Raw genomic sequence first — 19068 nt, forward strand, 5'->3', positions numbered from 1 at the left:
ATGTTTTCGTCGATCATGGTGCCGGAGGGGGTGCGGCGGCTTTTTCAGGTGTTGACGGGTGAGGATATGACGGATGCGGATGAGGGTGGGTTGTTCGCGGTGGCGGATGCGTTGGAGTCGGGTGCGGTGGGGGTGGGGGAGGTAGGGGGTTTTGTGGCGGAGTTGGTGGGGAAGGTGCGGACGGAGTTTTCGGGGAAGGCGGCGGACCGGTTCGCGGGGGGTTTGGAGGTTTTCGATGGGTTGCTGGCCTCGGGTGAGGGGGCGTTGCGGGAGTTGGCGGTGTTCGTGCGGGATCTGGCGCGGCAGGTGCGGTATTTGAAGTTGGTGACGATTTATGGTTTGGAATTGTTGTTGTTGGAGATGGCGTGGGCGGTGGCGATGGCGGGGGCGACCGGTGGCGCGTCGATGGCGTGGCTGGCGGCGCGGATGGCGGTGATGCGGTTGTTGTTGTCGCGGTGGTGGGGTCAGTTGTTCATGCGGTTGGCGATGGCGGCGGCCGGTGGTGTGGCGTTCAACGTGGTACCGGATCTGCAGGCCCAGTTGCAGATGCTGGGTGAGAAGTCGGCTGAGAAGTGGGACGGGAAGCTCAGCGAGCAGGCGGCGGGAATGGGGGCGTTTTCGGCGTTGGTGTCGCTGCCGATGTCGGCGCTGGGTGGTCTGGTGAGCAACGCGTTGACGAAGGTGCTGGTGCGGGGACTGGGCGATGAGGTGGACGCGGCGATTCTGGAGGCGGCGGTGAGGCGGGCGGTGGCCGAGCATGCGGAGTTGTATCCGGTGTCGGCGATGGCGCGCTTCGCGGATGTGGTGGGGGAGCATTTGGATTTTTATGCGGGGATGTCGGTGCGGGGCATGTGGTCGGCGCGGTTCGGCGAGTGGGTCGGGGAGGCGTTGGAGAACGCGTTGTCGGAGTTGTTCGGGGAGGTGGGGTATCTGGCGGCCACGGGCCAGGAGGTGACCTGGAACCCGTTCTCGGTGACAGCGGGCTTCTTCGAGTCGGTGTTCAGTGGTGTGGGCAATCTGGCGGGTTTGGCGTTGCGGGGCAAGCTGCACCCGGAAGGCCCGAGCCCGTACCTCGAGGGCACCGGCCGGCGTGAGGGCACCACCACCGATGGCGGCGGGTTCGACGAGGAGAAGACCCCGCTACTGGGGATAGGGCCTGGGTCGCAGACAGGGGATATCCCTGGCTCCCCGGGCAAGGACAACACCTCCGATGCCTCGGATTCCTTGGATGTCTCGGACCGGCCGGGGACACCACCACCGGCGTATTCCGCGGCGGTAGCGGGTTCCGGGCAGCAACGATCGGTGACGCCGCCGTCGGTGTACCGTCCGGTTGCTGGTGGCAGCGTCAACGGCGAGGACCCAGCCAGTGATGCTCCGTCCGTGCCAGGTCATGAGCAGGACCGGCCGGGCGCACCACCACCGGCGTATTCCGATGGGGTAGTGGGTTCCGGGCAGGACCGGTCGGGGACGCCGCCGCCGGCGTACCGTCCGGTCGCCGGTGGCGATCCGGTGCCCGGAGGGCATGGTGTGGATGTGCCGGGGAACCGGCCGCTGGAGGTGCTTACCTCGCAGACACCGGACTCACCGGCGGTGACCCCACATGCTTCTGGTGCGCCCGCGGATACCGCGCTTCCGGAGACTGGCAGGCCCGGGTCTGCCGTGGACTCCGACACTGGTGTGCCCGCGGATGCCGCGTTGCCGGAGACTGTCAGGTCCGGGTCTGTCGTGGACTCCGGCAGTGGTGTGCCCGCGGGGCAGCCGACGTCGCCGAATGGGATGCCCGGCCACGATGGGGATTCCCATGTGGACTTGGTTGCGGCGCATGGGGATTCGCATCGTGTGGATGGGGCTGCGGTGTCGCCGGATTCGGCGATGGTGCCGGTGGAGGGGTCGCAGGCGGTGCCGTATCTGCGGCAGGATCCGGCGGCGGCCTTGCCTGTGGGGTTGCCGGTGGACACGGTGCGGGTGCCGGTGCCCGCGGATGTGGTTGCTGGTGGCGGGTTGGTGGAGTTCGTGCGGGGCGGTGTGGCGGATTCCACGGGCGGGCCTGTGCTGCTGGTGTCCCCAGGCAATTCGACTGCGGGTGTGGTGGTATCGCCTGGTCAGGGTTCGGCCCTGGCGCGGGGCTTGGAGCGGAATGTTGTCGCGTTGACGCCGGGGCAGGGCGGGGTTGGGCTGCAGTGGACGGTGTTCGCCGCGGATGGATCGGCAAGGCCGGTGGCCGGGCCCGGTGCCCCGGTGCCGGCCGGGGGGCGTGGGGGCGTGGCCGGCCTGGCGGACGCCTCGACTGCTGTTCCGGACTCCGGTCAGCAGACAGTGGCCCCGGATGAGACACCGGCTGCCCAGACGGCATCTGCCCAGGCGAGGTCGGTGGCCGGGGAGGTACAGCCCGCGGTGACCACCACACACGATGTCGGGGCGGGCACGATGCGGGATTCCGGTGGGATACCGGTGGGGCAGTGGTCGCCGTCGGATTTGCGCCGGGAGATCGACCGGGCGAGGAAGCTGGACTGGTCCCGCGAGAACGAGGACGCGGCGCGGCGGATTGTGCAGGGCACGCATGACCCCCGGAAGTTGCGTCGGAATGCCGACGTGTCGGTGAACGATGTGGTGGCGCTGGTCGCGGCCAAGCACCACGAACTCGGCGATGATCACCAGGTGGTGGAGTTTTCCCAGGCACTGGCCGAAAAGCTGCGTACGCGGGGCAGCGGGCTGAGCATCCGGGCCGGGGCAGGGTCGGAGGATCAGGCGGGGCGCTCAGGGGAGTCTTCTGCGGCGGCCGAGTTGAGTGCGTTGATCACTAACGCGAACGCTGGGTTGCAGAGGATGCGCGATGAGGGGCGGCCAGTTTACGTAGGCGGGGTGGATGTAGGCGTAGACGGTCTGATCGATGCAGTGCAGCCGCGCATGGGGGCTCTTGGAGGCGATGACGGGCTGCGGAATGTGATGGCGCACTACATTCTGAGTCATCCGGGGGATGGCGAGAGCACCCTGGAGTTGGATCGGAAACTACATGAGTTGACGGCGGTGCGGGACTGGGACGAGCGGAACTCGCGGGCCGAGGCGGAGTTGGATGAGTGGGCCGGGATCGCGGGTTTTGATGCTGTGGCCCGGTTGTTGGCTGATGCGGACGGGATTTTGGGGCCGCTGAGCGTGTCGGGGCGGTTCGGGGTTGTGCTGGCGCACTGGTTGGGTGAGCATCCGGGTGACTGGCACGGTGCCCAGGAAGTGCGGGTGGAACTGGCCGGTTACCTGGCCGGTGACCCTGGCATCGGCGTGGCGGTGAGTGGTTTGCGTCGCGACGCGTTCGAGGAGGCGAGAGCGGAAGAGGCGCGTTGGCAGGCATATCGTGGAAGTAACCAGGCGGAGGCTGCGGCCGTTGCTGCCCCGATGGTGCGCGGGGTCGATGATGATCCGGCGCTGCGCGTTTTTTCTCAGGTTAGTTCGATAAAGCGGGCGTTCGCGGATGCTGGTCGGGTGTTGCGGCAGTTGGCCGACGAACAAGGTCAAGATGTCGTGGACGGTTGGTACGCTGCCGCGTACGAGGTCTTGGGGTCTCTCAAGGAGTCACAGCCGTTCCGGGACGTGATGGCACACGCGTTGATGACGAACCATCGGGATGATCAGCAGGTGCAGGAGTTGCGGTGGACACTGGTCCGTTACCTGGCTGGTGACCTGGGTGGCGGTGCGGACTCGCGTACTGCCGACGACTTGCTTTCCGCCACGGCGACCCTGGGGTCTGGAAACAAGCGCTCTGAAGGAATCCAGCTGTTTCATCAGCGCGTGGCGGTTGGCAAGGCGCTTAGTGGTTTGCCGGACGATGATGCCGTCAACCGGGTGCTGCGAAACGAGGCGCGTGAGGACGCGCTTCGCGGGGATTACACCTCCGCCGATTTGGGGGCTCGGTTCAACAGATCTCAGAATTGGGGTGTCGGAGTTCTTGATGATGTCAAAGACCAGCTGAGCTCCGATTTGAACGCTGCGGTCGGGTCTCTGCGGCAGATTTTGGCGGAGGCGGAGGCGGACACTGACCTGCGGAACGTATATGAAGCCAAGATCGCGAAGTGGCTGGATCCTAAATGGGCGCAGGTCAAAACGATCCGCAGCCGGGCAGAGGAAGCTGTCGCTGCTGTTCAGGGGTTGCGGGAGTGGCACCACATGCTGAGCCATCCGGGGGATGGCGAGGGCACCCTGAAGTTGGATCGAAAACGACATGAGTTGACGGCGTTGCGGGACTGGGACGAGCGATACGAGCGGACCGAGGCGCAGTTGCGTGAGTGGTATGAGATCGCTGGTTTTGATGCTGTGGCCCGGTTGTTGGCTGATGCGGAAAGGATTTTGGGGCCGCTGAAGGTGTCGGAGCGGTTCCGGAATGTGCTGGCGCAGTGGTTGGGCGAGCATCCGGGTGACTGGCACGGTGCCCAGGCAGTGCGTGCGGAACTGGCCGGTTACCTGTCCGGTGACCTTGGCGTGGCGGTGAGTGGTTTGACTCGCAGCGCGTTCGAGAAGGCGAAAGTGGAAGAGGCGCGTTGGCAGGAGGTTGGTGCTGGGAATCAGGCGGAGGCTGGGGCCGTTGCTGCCCTGATGGTGCGCGGGGTCGATGATGATCCGGGGCTGAGCGTTATCTCTCAGGTTAGTTCGGTACAGCGGACGTTCGAGGATGCCGGTCGGGAGTTGCGGCAGTTGGCCGACGCACAAGGTCAAGGTGCCCGCGTGGCCCGTTTGTACGCTGCCGCGGAGAAGGTTTTGGGGCCCCTTAAGGAGTCACGGCCCTTCTGGGATGTGATGGCACACGAGTTGATGCCGCGGGACGATCAGCAGTTGCAGCAGTTGATGACGAACCCGCGGGCTGATCAGCAGGTGCAGGAGTTGCGGTGGGAACTGGTCTGTTACCTGGCTGGTGACCTGAGTGGCGGTGCGGACTCGAGTGCTGCCGACAACTTGCTTTCCGCCACGGTGACCCCGGAGCCTGGAAACAAGATTTTTGAAGCAGCGCAGGTGTATCGGCGGCGCGCGGGGGTTGGCAAGGCGCTTAGTGGTTTGCCGGACGATGCTGCTGTCAACCAGGTGCTGCGAAACGAGGCCCTTAAGGAGGCGCTTCGCACGGATTACAACGCCTCCGATTTGGGGGCTCGGTTCAACAGATCTAATAATTGGGGTCGCAAAGTTCTTGAGGATGTCAGGGGCCAGCTGAGCTCCGATTTGGAGGCTGCGGTGGGGTCTCTGCGGCAGATTTTGGCGGGGGCGGAGGCAAGCACTGACCTGCGGAACACATATGAAGCCGAGATCGCGAAGTGGTCGGATCTAAAAGGGGTGAAGGTCAGAACGATCCGTCGTCGGGCAGCGGAAGCTGCCGCTGCTGTTCAGGGGTTGCGGGAGCAGCGGCGAAGTAACGCGATACGGGAATTGCGGGGGATTTTCGAGACGGCATACGGCGGGTTCGCGCTGCTGCAAGTTCTGCACGGTCGAGATGATGTGGTCCGCGAGTTCGATCTGCACTTCGGGGGAATGCAGGATGATCGAGTGCGGGATGCGGTCGCGCATCGGCTGCTGACGAATGGAGGTCGGATAGGGGATGCTCAGGCGTTTCTGCAGCGTCTGCATCGTCTGAGGCTCGCGGCGATGGCCGTGAGTGCGGGCGCGGGGCCGGAGCCGGGTAGGGGCATGCTGTCGCGGTCCGCTGACGATCCGGGGTCGGAGACTGTGGAGGGCACGCGGTCGGAGTCCGCTGAGGATGGGGCGGGTGATGCGGAGACCGATGATACCGAGAGTGTTTTCGATGAGGGGGAACTGGAGCGGTTGCGGGAGCGGCTTGGTCGCTTGGGGGGAGAGGCGGAGTCGTCGGAGGGCACAAGGCCCGCTGCGGGGGTGCAGCAGTCGCAGGGTTCGGCTGGTGCGAGTGACGAGGGTGGGTCGTCACGGCGGGGCGTCGACCGGTACGCGCAGTCCGGTGACGTGGCGGTTGGTGGTGGGTCGGGATCTGTGTCGGGGTCTGGCGGTTCGGGGGCCGAGGGTTCGGGGGGTGGGGTGCGCGATGGGGGGGTGGGGTCGGCGCCTGGGTCGGAGATCTCGGCGGAGGGGGAGTCCGATTCGGAGGGAGTGGGTTCGGCGGGCTTTGGTGCGGTGGCTGAGCCGAGCGATCATGCGGAGGATGTTGGGGAAAGTCGCGAGGGTGGTGCGTCGGGTTCGATGGATGTGGATCGTGCGGAACAGGCGCAGCGTGTGGTGGAGTTATACGTGGGTATGGCGGGTGGTCGGGCTGCGTTGGCGGATGCGATCGGGTTGCATCATCAGGAGCGGGGTTTCGGTTGGTTCGGTTCGCGGTGGGTGCGTGGTTATGGGCAGCGTTTGGTCAATATTGCCCGGCTGATGTTGGACCTGCGTGATAGTGCCGTGTTTGAAGGTGCGCCTTCTGTCTTGGACTTGCGTCATGTTCGTCGTTTGTTCGACGCGGTTCGACGTCGTTATCCGGGTGTGGGCGAGAGCGTGACGATCGATCATGTGCGGCGGATGGTGCGGGACTTCAACCCGGTTGATGAGCGTCCGGTGTCGGATGCGGACGTGCGGATGCTGGTGACGCTCACCCAATCCGCGAAGGATCTGTGGGGTGAGGTCAGCTTTGAAACCTTGCGGCGTGTTTGGCACGCGCAGACGGCCCCTGTGGAGCTGCCCGGCCGTGTGGCGGTGAGTGCTCTGGAGTCCATTGCCAGCCGGCTGACGGCCGATCGTGCGCGGCTGATGGCGAACCCGGAGGGCTTGCTGGCTCGCGTCGCTGTCTTCCTGGAAAACGTCCTGGAGGAGATGAGGACGCCTTGGCGGCCGGCCGACCGTTCTCGTGTGATCTCGTTGGGTGATCTCCAGGTTAGCGGTGAATGGCTGGTCCAGGAGACGAGCGCCGATGTGAGCGATCCTGCTGTAGCCGTGTTGGTGGCGTTGGCGCAGGAGCACGGTGGCGGACGCGCTGTGGCCCAAGCGGTTGGCGTGGATTCGCGGTATGGGACATGGGATCGGCAGAACCTGCGCGACACTGTGGATCGGGTGTGGGGGCGGTTGACCAACGTTGCGCGGTTGGCGGTGGCCAGGGATGGCCACCGGCCGACTCTGGATCAGTTGCGGCAGGCCGCTGACATAGATCAGCTCAGGCCGCGCGTGCAGGGGTTGCGGGTGCAGGGTGCGGACGACCGGCTCGGTCCGATGCCTGCTGATCTGGACGAAGCGGGGCTGGCCGGGTATCTGCGGTCGGTGGTTCAGTTGTGGGCGGATCGTCCCGGCCTGAGGGATCGGTTCGGGGGCGCTGCCGTGCGTGCGGTGACTGAGGACGATGTGCGTCATCTGGCCGACCTGATGATGTCGCAGGCACGTGCGCCAGAGGTGTCGCTGGAAGCGAGACTGGCCCGGCAGTTGGGTGCCGAAGTGATCGCACCCGATTCTGGACTGGTGTCGTGGGAGAGGCTGGCGCGGGCTTGGAATACGGAGCGTCGGGCGGTGGCTGCGCGTGGCGAGGGCGTGTTGGCTGCGTTGCGCAGTGTTGTGGCGGGGATGACGGAGGATTTCGCGTCGTTGCCGAGTTGGTATCGGCTGGATCTTCGGGGACTGGCCGATCAGATGGCGTGGGTTGCCGGTGCGCGGGTCGTGGCGTGGCGGCCGGCGGATGTGCTGGTGGTGGATCGGCTGGAGCAACTCCATACCCGTGCTGTGGGGCTGGCCGGGGAGGTTCGGGCGGCGCGTGAGGCGGCGGATACGGCGCCTGTGGATCCGTTGATACTGGCTGATGAGTTGGTCCGGCGGTTCGGCCGCGGAGTGCTTGGTGTGGGTGGGCATGGTGAGCTGGGGGCCGTTGATCGGCGTCGGATCGTTCGTTTCGGTGCGTTGGCGTCGGTGCTCGCCGATGTCCGGAGCGCCGCGGATCTGGACGTGGCGGATGTGCGGCACGCCCGGCAGGTTGCCCGTGTGTTGAGCGAAGCGATTCCTGGCCGGAGTGCGACGGGGGTGGTCCTGGAAGACCTGCGGAGTGTTGTTCGTGATTTCCTCGGCCTGTCCGCTGGCACTGTGGTGTCGCATGAGGACGTGCGTAGCCTCGCGTCCCAGCTCGTGGCTGTTGCATCGGAACCGGTGGTGTTGGGGGAGGTGGGTGCGCGGTGGGTGTCGGACCGGATCAATGCGGTGCTGTCCGGGCTGTGGGGTGTGCATGATCGGATTGCGGCGGGTTTGGCGGGCTTGCCGGTCGGCTCTCGGCCGGGTTTGCGGGCGGCGATGGCGGAGGCCGCGCTTTACCGGGGACCGGCGGATGTGCGCTGGGCTGTGGAGGACGGGCGCCAGGTGCTGGATCTGGAGGAGCTGCGGTCGGGCCTGGAATCCCTGGCGTTTGATGTGTCGTTGGGGGAGCCGGACGCGAATGGTCCAGTAGGGACGGTGGTCGGGGGCGTCGAGTCGCCGGAGTTGCTCAGCGAGGCGTCCAGGGTTGCGGTGGACCGCACCGATGACAGTGGTTCAGGGGGGAGCTCGGCGTGGGGTGCGGCACCGGGTCTGCATGGTGTTGTCGGTGCTTTCCAGAGCGTGCTGCGGCAGGAGCCCCGTGCGATTCGGGCCGGTTTGTTCGTGCGGTCCGGGCTTTCCGACGATGGTCTTCTTCGTGACGCTGCCCGGCGGATATCGTCTCGAGGCGACCGGTTTGTGGTGGTGGCGCGTGGTGATGGACTTGGTGGGGTGCTGGTGGATGGGCGGTCGGTGGATGCGCGCACTCTGGCCGATGTGATCCGCCGGTCACCCCACTGGGATCCCGACGCTGGGGCGTCGGTGTGGTTGTTCGCGTGTGCGGTGTCGCCGGCGTTCGTGAAAGAGTTGAAGGAGCTCTTGAATTCGCGGGTGTTGCATGGTGTGGACGGGTTGACGTGGATTGGGCCGGGCACTGGTGATTTCGTCGCGATGGTGACCATGGCGGTGACCGCGGATGGTGCGTTGCGGCCGCTTCAACCGCCGACCGGCCGGTGGGTGGAGCACCAGCCGGGGGTCGATGAACCGGTGGAGCACGGGCCGTACGCGATTCCGCTCGATGCGGAAACACCGCCTAGTTTGGGGTTGCCGCACCCGGTGCACCTGCGCGCGCCGGTGGGTGAACGGGCTGCCGTGCCGTATGAGCAGGGGGGTGAGGACCTGGAGGAGCAGGTGGATCCGTTTGAGGATCTGATGCAGGGATTCCGGCGGGAAGTGCATCGACTCCGTGCGGCGCCGCTGCCTTTGCCTGGTGGTGAGGAGTTGGTGGCGGGGCTTGCTCGGCCGTTCGCGCGGGAGGGTGGGGATGGTTGGGAGGGGCTGGCGCGGGAGGTCGGGCTGGATGTTGGGGCGGATGATTTCCGGGGCGCTTTGAGGTCTCTGGCGGAATTGGCGCGGGAGGTCGGTTCCGCTGAGGACGAGTCGGCCGCGGTGAATGTGCCGGGGATGCAACGGCTGCGGGTGTTGATCGACCTCGGCTTCGAAGACGACAGGCAGGGCGCCGCTTTCTACGCCCGGACGCTGGAAGACTTGTGGGGGCTGGTGGCTGATCTGACGGAGCCGGTGTTCACCCGTGTGACGGGTCAGTACGAGAATCCGCAGCCGGAGGATCTGCCAGACGACGAGGTTCGTCACTGGATCGAGCGGATGGACGTTGTGGAAAACGTTGGTGGATACAACGCGCTCGTTGATCGGATCGGCGCGGATCTGGTGAGCCGCAGGCGGCTGTTCCCAGTCATACGGCTGGCGAAGCGGTTGTATGGCGCGACACCAGACAAGACAACGTTCGACGACCTGACGTGGCTGGCCGGTCAGCTTGATCCCGTGTCGTCGAATATTTCGTGGGTGTCCCTTACCAACATGGTTGCGGGTTTCGACGGCCGAGCCGGTAGGTATGCCTCTCGTTCGGAAGTGCATGACTTGGTGGGGTTGGCGGGGAGGGCGCGAAAGGTCCTTGGTCGGCTGGATTCCGTTCAAGCCCAGGCCGATGTCGATGTCGATGTCGATGTTGATGGTGGGCAGCGGGTCAGTCCGGTGCAGGCTTTGGAGGCGATGTGGAACGCCGATCAGCCTTGGCGGCGAATGGGGGACAGGCTGGCCGAGCTCGTGGCGCCCGGGCGGGACGAGCAGACGGTGGAGTGGGCTCGCGGGTTGCTGGGTGAGTTCGAGGACGCTCGGTCTGTGGTGGTCAGGGAGCCGGCGGAGTCGCAGGCGCGCCTGAACGCCGTTGTCCTGACTCCGTTCGTGACGAGGATTGCCGAGCGGTCTGGGGGTGGCTGGAGAGAGGCTGCGGCGGAGGTAGGGCTGGGGGACGGGACCGGTCTGCCAGCCGATTTCGAGCAGTCCCTGCTGAATCTGGCGGGGCTGTACTGGGATCTAGATCCGGATCTGTCCAGATTTGACAAGGCTCCGCTGTGGATGCGGCGGCTCCGATTGTTGATCGATGCCGGCTTCGATGACGGCAGGGAGGGTGCGGCCTGCTACGCCAGGACGATTGATGATCTCCGGAAGCTGGTGGCCGATCTGCCGGGGGTCAATCCTCAGACCGGACAGCAGGAGCTTCGGTTGCCCGGGGCGGTGGGGGCCGTGGAGATTCGTCGCTGGCTCGGGCGGATGGATCTTGTGCACGATCTTGGTGGCGTCGGCGCGGTTGTCGGTGAGATCGGCGCGGACTTGGTGAGTGGTAGGCGGCTGTTCCCGGTCATAGAGCTGGCAGAGCAGTTGTATGGCAAGCGGCCGGGGACGGAGACGCTGCGCGGCCTAGCGTGGGTGGCCAGCCAGCTTGATCCCCAGTCGTCGAACATTTCGCGGGCGTCCCTTTCCCGCATGGTTGCGGGTTTCGAAGGCCGAGCCGATGGGCACGCCTCCCCTTCGGACGTGCACCGCGTGGTGGAGTTGGCGGGGAGGGCGCAAGAATTTCTTGGTCAGGTCGACGGCGATCCGAAGGGAGCGTTGGAGGCGATTTGGAACGCCGACAAGCCTTGGCTGCGAATGGGGAAGAGGCTGGTGGTGCTCGAGACGACCGCGCGTGTCAAACACGACGAGCAGCTAGCGGAGTGGGCCTGGGGGTTGCTGGTTGAGCTCGAGGACGCTCGGTCTGTGGTGGTCAGGGAGCCGGCGGAGTCGCAGGCGCGCCTGAACGCCGTTGTCCTGCCTTCGTTCGTGACAAAGATTGCTGAGCGGTTTGGGGGCGGCTGGAGCGGGCTTGCGGCGGAGATAGGGCTGGGGGACGAGACAGGTCTGCCGACTGATTACCTGCAGTCCCTGCTGAATCTGGCGAAGTTGTACTGGGAGACAGATCCCGATCTCTACGAATTTGGCAACGCTCTGCCGGGGATGCGGCGGCTCCGGGTGTTGATCGATGTCGGCTTCGACGACGGCAGGGAGGGTGCCGCCTTCTATAACCGGACGGTTGATGATCTTCAGAGCCTGGCGGCCGAGCTGTTCGGCCAAATGGCCAACCCTCAAGCCGGACAGCAGGAGCTTCGGTTGCCCGCGAATGTGGGGGTCTTGGAGATTCGTCGCTGGCTCGGGCGGATGGATCTTGTGCACGATCTTGGTGGTGTCGGCGCGGTTGTCGGTGAGATCGGCGCGGACTTGGTGAGTGGTAGGCGACTGTTGCCGGTTATACGGCTGGCAGAGGAGTTGTATGGCAAGCGGCCGGGGGTGGAGATGCTCCGCGGCCTCGCGTGGTTGGCCAACCAGCTTGATCCCCAGTCGTCGAACATTTCGCAGGAGTCCCTTGCAGGCATGACGGCGGGTTTCGAAGGCCGATCCGGTCGGTTTCCGTCCTCTTTGGACGTGCGTCGCTTGGTGGAGTTGGCGGGAAAGGCGCGAGAGTTTCTTGGTCAGGTCGAAGGCGATCCGAAGGAGGCGTTGGAGGCGATTTGGAAGGCCGACAGGCGTTGGGAAAGGATGAAGAACCGGCTGACCGAGATCGAGCAGGCTGCGCATGTCAAACACGACGAGCAGCTAGCGGAGTGGGCTCGGGGGCTGCTGGTTCAGTTCGAGGACGCTCGGTCTGTGGTGGTCAGGGAGCCGGCGGAGTCGCAGGCGCGCCTGAACGCCGTTGTCCTGACTCCGTTCGTGACGAGGATTGCCGAGCGGTCTGGGGGTGGCTGGAGCGAGGTTGCGGCGGAGATAGGGCTGGGGGACGAGACAGGTCTGCCGGCTGATTACCGGGAGTCCCTGCTGAATTTGGCCGTGTTGTACTGGGAAATAGATTCGGGTTTCTTCACTAATGACAACGCTCTGCCGGGGATGCGGCGGCTCCGGATGTTGATCGATGCTGGCCTCGACGACGGCAGGGAAGGTGCTGCCTGCTACGCCCGGACGATCGATGATCTTCGGAGGCTGGTGGCCGATCTGTCGGTCCAGATGTTCAACTCTTACACCGAACAGGACGAGCTTCGGTTGCCCGCGAATGTGGGGGTCTTGGAGATTCGTCGCTGGCTCGGGCGGATGGATCTTGTGCACGATCTTGGTGGTGTCGGCGCGGTTGTCGGTGAGATCGGCACAGAGTTGGTGGGTGGTTGGCGGCTGTTCTCGGTCATACAAAGGGCAGACCAGTTGTACGGCGAACGGCTGGGGATCGGGACGTTGCGCGACGTTGCGCGGGAGCTGCGGGTTGCGGAGGCGCGGAAGTCGCTGCAGCAGCTCAAGGCTCAGAAGGAGGAGTTGGCGAGGTCGCTGAAGCAGGACGAGCCTCGGCAGGCGGAATTGGCGGCATTGCCGGCGCGGACTGCCGGTCAGGAGGTGGAGTTGGAGTCGTTGCGGGAGCGTATTGGGGCTCTGGGGGTGGAGATCGGGGAGTTGGCGGGGCGTATCGAGGCCGAGCGGGGGGTGTTGGAGGGGTTGGTGAACGACGCGCGGCAGGAGAGGGGGCAGGACGACGCAGTCACGCGTGGGCGGAAGAGAACGAATGAGGAGCTGACCGGGGGCGCGGAATCGCCCAGTGCGGAGGCGTCTTCGTCCGTTGGTCGGAGCGTGCGCTTGCGGGTGGATGTGCCGGTGGAAATTCAGAAGTTGGCGGGGTTGGTCCGGCGTATGGACGCGCATTTGGCGGCGTTGCCCGCGGCTTTCCGTCCGGATGTGCGTGCCGGGGTTGAGGCTGCGAGGAGATTGGCGCAGTTGGAGAGCTGGTCCCAGGCGCAGGTGAGCCAGGTCCGGTCAAGGCTGCCGGGGATGGAGGCGGCTGAGCGTTGGTTGCGGGGCGCGGAATCGCCTGGTGCGGGGGCGTCTTCGTCTGCTGGCGCGGATTTGCGGGGGGCTGGGTCGGCTGGGGTTTCGGGCGCTGGTGTGGAGGGGCTGGGCGTGGCGGGTGGGCCGGTGCCGGGGCCGGTGCCGGGGGTGGAGGTGATTCGGGCGGGGATTGTCGCGTCGGATGTGGGTGAGGATGTTCGTGTTGCTGTGCGGGAGTTGCCGTTGCGGGATGGCCGGTTTGTGGTGGCGGTGCGTGGTGATGGTGAGGGTGGCGTGGTGGTGGATGGGCGGTCGGTGGATGCGCGCACGTTGGCCGGGGTGATTCGGCGGTCGTCGAACTGGGATCCGGCTGCTGTGGAGTCGGTGTGGCTGTATGCCTGTGGGGTCTCCGAGGCGTTTGCGCGGGAGGTGGACGCGGAGCTTGGTGTTCGGGTCCGCTGGACGCGGGACATGGTGTGGTTCGGTCCGGGTACCGGTGGGTTCGCTTCGATGGTTGCCGGCGCGTATGTGGGTGATGGTGGTCGGTTGCTTCCGGTTTTGCCGCCCCGCGGCAGGTGGGAGTCGACTCGGCCGGACGTGGGTGGGCAACCGGAGGTGGGCCCCTATGACCTTCGCTTGCCGGAAGACCAGAGCGGGCTGCGTCCGGACTGGGTGCACCTGCGCGCCCCGGTGGGTGAACGGTCGTATGGGCAGAGGTTTGACGATCTGATCGAGGAATCTGAGGAGAACGTGGATCCGTTTGAGGATCTGATGTTCGAATTCTGGGAGGAGGCGGATCGACTCCGTGCGGCGCCGCTGCGTTTTCCTGGTGGTGAGGAGTTGGTGGCGGGGCTTGCTCGGCCGTTCGCGCGGGAGGGTGGGGATGGTTGGGAGGGGCTGGCGGGGGAGGTCGGGTTGGATGTTGGGGCGGATGATTTCCGGGAGGCTTTGAGGTCTCTGGCGGAGTTGGCGTGGGATGCCGTTTCCGATGAGGGCGAGTCGGCCGCGGTGAATGTGCCGGGGATGCAACGGCTGCGGGCGTTGATCGACCTCGGCTTCGAAGACGGCAGGCAGGGTGCTGCTTTCTATGACCGGACGCTGGAAGACTTGCGGGAGCTGGTGGCTGATCTGACGGATCCGGTGTTCAACCGTGTGACGGGTCAGCATGAGACTCCGCAGCCGGAGGATGTGTCCGACGCCGAGGTTCGTCGCTGGATCCAGCGGATGAGCGTGGTGCTCCATCTTGGTGGTGTCGGTGGGGTCGGCGCGGATCTGGTGGGCGGCAGGCGCGGGTTGCGGGTGATACGGCTGGCGGAGCAGTTGTATGGCGCGACACCGGACAAGACAACGTTCGACGACCTGGCGTGGTTGGCCGGTCAGCTTGATCCCGTGTCGTCGAATATTTCGTGGGTCACGCTTACCAGCATGATGGCGGGTTTCGAAGTCCGAGCCGGTAGGTATACCTCTCGTTTGGAAGTGCGTGACTTGGTGGGGTTGGCGGGGAGGGCGCGAGAGGTCCTTGGTCGGCTGGGTTCTGATCAAGCCGAAGCCGAAGCCGATGCCGATGCCGATGCTGATGGGGGTCAGCGGGTCAGTCCGGTGCAGGCGTTGGAGGCGATGTGGAACGCCGACGAGTCTTGGCGGCGAATGGGGGACAGGCTGACTGCGGTCAAGGTGACCGCGCGTGCCAAACACGACGAACAGATGGCGGAGTGGGCCCGGGAAGTGCTGGCCGAGCTCGAGGAAGCCCGGTCTGTGGTGGTCAGGGAGCCGGCGGAGTCGCAGGCACGCCTGAATACTGTTGTGAATGCTGTTGTCCTGCCGTCGTTCGTGACGAGGATTGCTGAGCGGGTTGAGGGCGGTTGGAGCGGGCTTGCGGAGGGGGTAGGGCTAGGCGACGGGACCGAGCTGCCGGCTGATTACCGTCAGTCCCTGGAGAATTTGGCGGGGTTGTACTGGGATCTAGATCCGGATCTTTTCCAATTTGACCAGGCTTTGGTGTGGATGCGGCGGGTTCGGGGGTTGATCGATGCCGGTTTCGAGGACGCCGGGGAGGGTGCGGCCTTCTACAAGCGGACGATTGACGATCTTCGGATGCTGCTGACCGTTGCGTACGGGCCGGTGTTCAACCCCCAGACCGAACAGCAGGAGCTTCGGGAGCCCGGGGATGTGGACCTCGGCGAGATTCGTTACTGGCTCGAGCTGATGGACGTAGTGCACGACCTTGGCGGTTACCACGAGCTCGTCGGCGCGATCGGCGCAGATTTGGTCGGTGGTAGGCGGCTGTTCCCCGTCATACGGCTGGCAAAGGATTTGTACATCAAGACGCCGGATGTGGAAACGTTCCATAGTCTGGCGTGGTTGGCCAGCCAGCTTGATGCCGAGTCGTCGACCATTTCGTCGTTGTCATCCCTTGCCCGCATGGTTGCGGACTTCGAAGGCCGATCCGCTGGGGACGTCGGCATTCTGGAAGTGCGTGACCTGGTGTCGTTGGTGGGGAGGGCGCGAGAGGTCCTTGGTCGGGTCGACGGCGATCCGAAGGCGGCTTTGGAGGCGATGTGGAAGGCCGACAGGCGTTGGGGAAGGACGGCGTACCGGCTGTCCGAGCTCGGGGCAACTGCGTTCGACGAGGGTGACGGACAGACGGCGGAGTGGGCCATGAGATTGCTGTTCGACCTCGAGGACGCTCGGTCTGTGGTGGTCGGGGAGCCGGCGGAATCGCAGGCGCGCCTGAACGCCTTTGTCCTGACTCCATTCATTACAAAGCTTGCTGAGGGCTTTGAGGGCGGCTGGAGCGGGCTTGCGGTGGCGGTAGGGGTTGGGGATGGGGATGGGGATGGGGATGGAGCTAGTTTGCCGGATGATGCCCGGCAGTCCTTGGTGAATTTGGCAGGGTTGTACTGGGAGACAGTTCCGAATCCTTACAGATTTGACTTGGCTCCGCTGGGGATGCGGCGGATCCGGGTGTTGATCGATGCCGGCTTCGATGACGGAAGGGTGGGTGCCGCCTTCTACGCCAGGACGGAGGACGATCTTCGGAGCCTGGTGGCCGATCTTTCGGTGCCGATGTTCAACCCTTACACCGGACAGGACGAGGCTCTGCCATCCACGGGTGTCGTGCCGCTTCTTCGCTGGCTCAGGCTGATGGATCTCGTGCACGATCTTGGCGGTGTCGGCAGGGTTGTCGGTGAGGTCGGCGAGGATTTGGTCGGTGGTAGGCGGCTGTTCCCGGTCATACAAAGGGCAAACCAGTTGTACGGCAGGTGGCCGGAGATGGAAATGCTGCACGACGTGGCGCGGGAGCTGCGGGTTGCGGAGGCGCGGGAGTTGCTGCAGCAGCACATGGCTCGGCAGGCGGAGTTGACGGCGTTGCCGGTGCGGAATGTGGATGTGGAGGTGGAGTTGGATTCGTTGCGGGAGCGTATTGGGGCTCTGCGGGCGGAGATCGGGGAGTTGGCGGGGCGTATCGAGGCCGAGCGGGGGGTGTTGGAGGGGTTGGTGAGTGACGCGCGGCAGGAGAGGGGGCAGGACGACGCAGTCGCGCGTGGGCGGGAGAGAACGGCTGAGGAGCTGACGGGGGGTGCGGAATCTCCTGGTGCGGGGGCGTCTTCGTCTGCTGGCGCGGATTTGCGGGGGGCTGGGTCGGCTGGGGTTTCGGGCGCTGGTGTGGAGGGGCTGGACGTGGCGGGTGGGTCGGTGCCGGGGGTGGAGGTGATTCGGGCGGGGATTGTCGCGTCGGATGTGGGTGAGGATGTTCGTGTTGCTGTGCGGGAGTTGCCGTTGCGGGATGGCCGGTTTGTGGTGGCGGTGCGTGGTGATGGTGAGGGTGGCGTGGTGGTGGATGGGCGGTCGGTGGATGCGCGCACGTTGGCCGGGGTGATTCGGCGGTCGTCGAACTGGGATCCGGCTGCTGTGGAGTCGGTGTGGCTGTATGCCTGTGGGGTCTCCGAGGCGTTTGCGCGGGAGGTGGACGCGGAGCTTGGTGTTCGGGTCCGCTGGACGCGGGACATGGTGTGGTTCGGTCCGGGTACCGGTGGGTTCGCTTCGATGGTTGCCGGCGCGTATGTGGGTGATGGTGGTCGGTTGCTTCCGGTTTTGCCGCCCCGCGGCAGGTGGGAGTCGACTCGGCCGGACGTGGGTGGGCAACCGGAGGTGGGCCCCTATGACCTTCGCTTGCCGGAAGACCAGAGCGGGCTGCGTCCGGACTGGGTGCACCTGCGCGCCCCGGTGGGTGAACGGTCGTATGGGCAGAGGTTTGACGATCTGATCGAGGAATCTGAGGAGAACGTGGATCCGTTTGAGGATCTGATGTTCGAATTCTGGGAGGAGGCGGATCGACTCCGTGCGGCGCCGCTGCGTTTTCCTGGTGGTGAGGAGTTGGTGGCGGGGCTTGCTCGGCCGTTCGCGCGGGAGGGTGGGGATGGTTGGGAGGGGCTGGCGGGGGAGGTCGGGTTGGATGTTGGGGCGGATGATTTCCGGGAGGCTTTGAGGTCTCTGGCGGAGTTGGCGTGGGATGCCGTTTCCGATGAGGGCGAGTCGGCCGCAGTGGATGTGCCGGGGATGCAACGGCTGCGGGCGTTGATCGACCTCGGCTTCGAAGACGGCAGGCAGGGTGCTGCTTTCTATGACCGGACGCTGGAAGACTTGCGGGAGCTGGTGGCTGATCTGACGGATCCGGTGTTCAACCGTGTGACGGGTCAGCATGAGACTCCGCAGCCGGAGGATGTGTCCGACGCCGAGGTTCGTCGCTGGATCCAGCGGATGAGCGTGGTGCTCCATCTTGGTGGTGTCGGTGGGGTCGGCGCGGATCTGGTGGGCGGCAGGCGCGGGTTGCGGGTGATACGGCTGGCGGAGCAGTTGTATGGCGCGACACCGGACAAGACAACGTTCGACGACCTGGCGTGGTTGGCCGGTCAGCTTGATCCCGTGTCGTCGAATATTTCGTGGGTCACGCTTACCAGCATGATGGCGGGTTTCGAAGGCCGAGCCGGTAGGTATGCCTCTCGTTCGGAAGTGCATGACTTGGTGGGGTTGGCGGGGAGGGCGCGAGAGGTCCTTGGTCGGCTGGGTTCTGTTCAAGCCGATGCCGATGCTGATGGGGGTCAGCGGGTCAGTCCGGTGCAGGCGTTGGAGGCGATGTGGAACGCCGACGAGTCTTGGCGGCGAATGAGGGACAGGCTGACTGCGGTCAAGGTGACCGCGCGTGCCAAACACGACGAACAGATGGCGGAGTGGGCCCGGGAAGTGCTGGCCGAGCTCGAGGAAGCCCGGTCTGTGGTGGTCAGGGAGCCGGCGGAGTCGCAGGCACGCCTGAATACTGTTGTGAATGCTGTTGTCCTGCCGTCGTTCGTGACGAGGATTGCTGAGCGGGTTGAGGGCGGTTGGAGCGGGCTTGCGGAGGGGGTAGGGCTAGGCGACGGGACCGAGCTGCCGGCTGATTACCGTCAGTCCCTGGAGAATTTGGCGGGGTTGTACTGGGATCTAGATCCGGATCTTTTCCAATTTGACCAGGCTTTGGTGTGGATGCGGCGGGTTCGGGGGTTGATCGATGCCGGTTTCGATGACGCCGGGGAGGGTGCGGCCTTCTACAAGCGGACGATTGACGATCTTCGGATGCTGGTGACCGTTGCGTACGGGCCGGTGTTCAACCCCCAGACCGAACAGCAGGAGCTTCGGGAGCCCGGGGATGTGGACCTCGGCGAGATTCGTTACTGGCTCGAGCTGATGGACGTAGTGCACGACCTTGGCGGTTACCACGAGCTCGTCGGCGCGATCGGCGCAGATTTGGTAGGCAGCAGACGGCTGTTCCCCGTCATACGGCTGGCAAAGGATTTGTACATCAAGACGCCGGATGTGGAAACGTTCCACAGCCTGGCGTGGTTGGCCAATCAGCTT

General features: G+C 65.3%; 1 protein-coding gene (cut by a window edge). It reads left to right on the forward strand.

What is annotated here, in order from left to right:
* Positions 1-19068, forward strand: partial view of a WXG100-like domain-containing protein gene (locus tag DL519_RS43885; protein ID WP_190824661.1) — the 5' portion only. 13815 nt of this gene lie beyond the right edge of the window; only the first 19068 of its 32883 coding nucleotides appear in the window; it begins with the start codon at positions 1-3; its stop codon lies off the right edge, out of view.

This window comes from Saccharopolyspora pogona (assembly GCF_014697215.1).
Lineage (GTDB): Bacteria > Actinomycetota > Actinomycetes > Mycobacteriales > Pseudonocardiaceae > Saccharopolyspora > Saccharopolyspora hattusasensis.